Source organism: Brucella tritici (assembly GCF_008932295.1).
In the GTDB taxonomy this organism is placed as follows: Bacteria; Pseudomonadota; Alphaproteobacteria; order Rhizobiales; family Rhizobiaceae; genus Brucella; species Brucella tritici.
On record NZ_WBWA01000060.1, the window covers coordinates 1 to 3241 of the forward strand.

The window sequence follows — 3241 nt, forward strand, 5'->3', positions numbered from 1 at the left end:
CCTCCCCCGCCACCACCGCCAGCACAAAAGCAGCCGGATGTGAAGCCGGTCTCGACCACACAGACCGAGAAAACACCTACGGAGATTGCTAACGAAATTCATGCCGATCTCGGCAAAGGCAAGAGTATTGATACAATAGCACAGGAGCGAGGCATGACGCGTGAAGCTGTCATGACTGCGCTTGGCGGAGAAAAACCTCCTGAGATTGTTGTTACGCAGGGCCAGAACGGTGACACACGTGTCACAACGATTACCGATAGCCAGGGGCGCTCGGTCACCGAGAATGTCGATTATCAACACGGCACTCATTACACCGTGACAACCACGGCTGACGGGGACACGGATACGTCGCCCATCCGCACTGAGAGCGAAAGAAAGCAGGAAATCAGCTACGATTCCGAAACCGGCGTGACGACCACCAAGGAAACGGACGATCTCGACAGTGGCGAGACGCAAACCGAAACCAGTTATGAAAACGGTACAAAAGTCGAAACGACGATAAAGCCAGATGGCACGGTTCAAACCTTTGTAACAGGTCCAGATGGTGAAAAAGTCGAGCTGGATCCGAAGCAATCGGCCCCAGGATTGCCCGGCGACAATGGTTCTCTGAAAACCGCTGACCAGAATATCACCGATACTAAAACCGCGCTCGAAGACGGCAAGACGGTCGAGGAGATTGCCCAGGAACGGGGCTTGTCTGCCGATCAGGTCCGCGCAGAATTGCTGGCAGCCGGTGTCGAAATCAAAGAGACAACCAATGGCACCACCACTTCAGTAACTCTGACAGACAGCAAAACCGGAGACAAAACGACCTACACCCAGGAGGTGCACGACAACAGCCTTCCTGAGGGCGTGCAGGGACCCGTTGCTCCGTCCTATACAGTGACTACGGTTGAAACCACAGACGGCGCGACTGGCGCGACAACAAAAACTGTTACCAATACGCAAACCGGTGAAATCACGAATAATGAGACAGATGAAAACGGTCGGGTAACAGAGACCGTCACCCAACAGGGTGCAGACGGCAAAGAGGCCACAACAACGTCGGTGACTGCGAACGACTACACCATGATCACGGCCCCCGACGGGACTGTTACGTTGAAGGATAACCAGACCGGCGATACGATAACACTCGAAAAGGGCAGTCCGGAAGCTGCACTGGCCAAGTCTTTGATTGAAGCCAATCCCAACAGCAGTGATGCTGCGGAAAAGAAGGAAGGTGAAGTCACCAAGGCCTTTACTGAAAGCCAGCTCGCGGATAAATTTCTGGAAGCACAAGAGAAGACCGCCACCGATGCCACGCAGGCGAAAAATGATGCTATCGATGATCATGGCATCACCAATCCGGCGGATCCTGACGGGCCTAAACTTCCTGGCATTGCCGCAACGCCAACGGAAAGAGATGGCGTACTGGACCCTGCCGGCGATCCTCCCAAGTTTGGCATCCCTCCGGGCGAGAAATGGATTGCATATCCCGTCAACGGCCAGTGGGTCTGGATGCACCCTGATGTCGCTGCTGCAATTCAGGATGAGAATATTGCCCTTTCTCAGGTGACTGAGACCAAGGCACAGATTGGCAGTAACTATGCTGATCTCAACAGATACCTGCTTGATCCTGACTACAAGCAGGCTGTCGACGCCGCCCAGGCCGGAATAAACGAGAAACTCGAACCTCTGGGGTTTCAGTGGAATCCGGTCAAACCGACGGGCACGCTGGAGGACGCCAAGCAATTACAGACTGACGCTCACGATGCCCATACCAAGGCTACCGAGGCGTATAACGCTTATAAGGATGGCAAAACGCTTCTCGACCAGGCAATCGATAAGCGTGTTAATATGGGTTACTATCCGGGTCGCAATGACACAGTCGTGGTCGCAGCCGACAGTGATTACAATTTCCAGGATGAGGTCGAAAAGGGTGAAGCTGCATGGGCTGAGGTAAACGACCTGATGGCCCAGGCAGACGTAAAGAACAAGGCAGGTGATCAGGCGCTTGCCGACATGATGGCTCTCACAACCGGATCGGACAATCCACCGCCCAACCTGCTGAAAAAGAACCAGGAGCCGGTAGAAATCAACATCGGTGATCAGACGGTTAAGGTGTCGCCGGACATTGCGGAGGCGTACAACGCGGCAGATGGCGGGATCGATGCACTTTCCAGTGCTACTTCGATAGCCGTGCAGGTTAACGTCACCCAACCAGACGGTAGTGTGAGGACGGAATGGCGTTGGGTCGAACCGCAAGTGGCGCTATTCAAGACCCAGACCGACGGTGCCCTGCAACTCAGCGAGGCCTATTCCAGCTACTATTCGCAAAAGAGCGGGAAAGCCGATTACGACGTTCTGGAAAATCAGACAATCGAACAACAAAGACAACGTGCCCCGCACCAGTTTGATCCGGACGGATTTACCGACGCCGGTGGAAAATTCAGCGGCAAGTTCAGGAGTGCCGAAGTCATCCAGAACGCCGACGGACAGTTTGTCCTGGAAATCAAGTACGAACACAAGACGCTGAAGATCGACATCACTGCCGATCCCGACGACAAGAACGCAAGCGATGAAGCGCGCAACGGCCCGCTTGCCCAGCAGTGGCGGGAGCTTCAGGCAAGCTCTGCGCCCGGATCAAACGGTTATCAGTGCGTCGCCAATCCCAATCCGCTCGCTGGTTACGAGCAAGCAAAGATCAATGTTAACAATCTGCTCGATAAACGCGTCGATGTGAACATCGGAGAGATCGACAAAAAGATCACAGGCATGGACAAGAAGGTGCAGGAAGCCATCGACCAGTACGGCCCTGGCACCCCGGAGCCCCCTGCCGGATTGCTTTCCGATGGACAAAAGCCGGTAGAAGTGAAACTTGGAAACGGACAAATTGTTAAGGTTTCGCCGGAGGTTGCACAGGACCTCGATGGTTTATCGGGTCCGGAAAAGATCAAGGCGCTCGCTGACAGCGGTAAGCCGATATGGATCGAGATAAGCCCGAAACCGGGTGCGCCAGAAGAAGGCCGCTGGGTTAATCCGCATGTTGCCAACCTCCAGATTCAGCTCGGCATTCTGAACCACCAGCGCGACCAGCTGGATGATGTCAAACAAAAGATCGCAAGCAGTATCGACGGTGTTGTCACGTTAAGTTTCTCTGGCCGGAAAGGCCAGGGGCTCGTAGATATTCAGGCGAAACAGGCCGCAATTTTCCATGCATCGAAAGCTTCGAGGCGATGGTAGCGAATTGTGTGTGCGGCTC

The 3241-nt window shown here is 54.3% G+C and carries 1 protein-coding gene; it reads left to right on the forward strand.

Going from position 1 to position 3241, the window contains the following annotated elements; all coding sequences use genetic code 11:
- Nucleotides 1–3222 (forward strand): hypothetical protein (locus F9K91_RS26120; protein ID WP_167522286.1); only part of this gene is annotated, 3222 nt, incomplete at its 5' end.
- Nucleotides 3223–3241 lie beyond the last annotated feature (19 nt).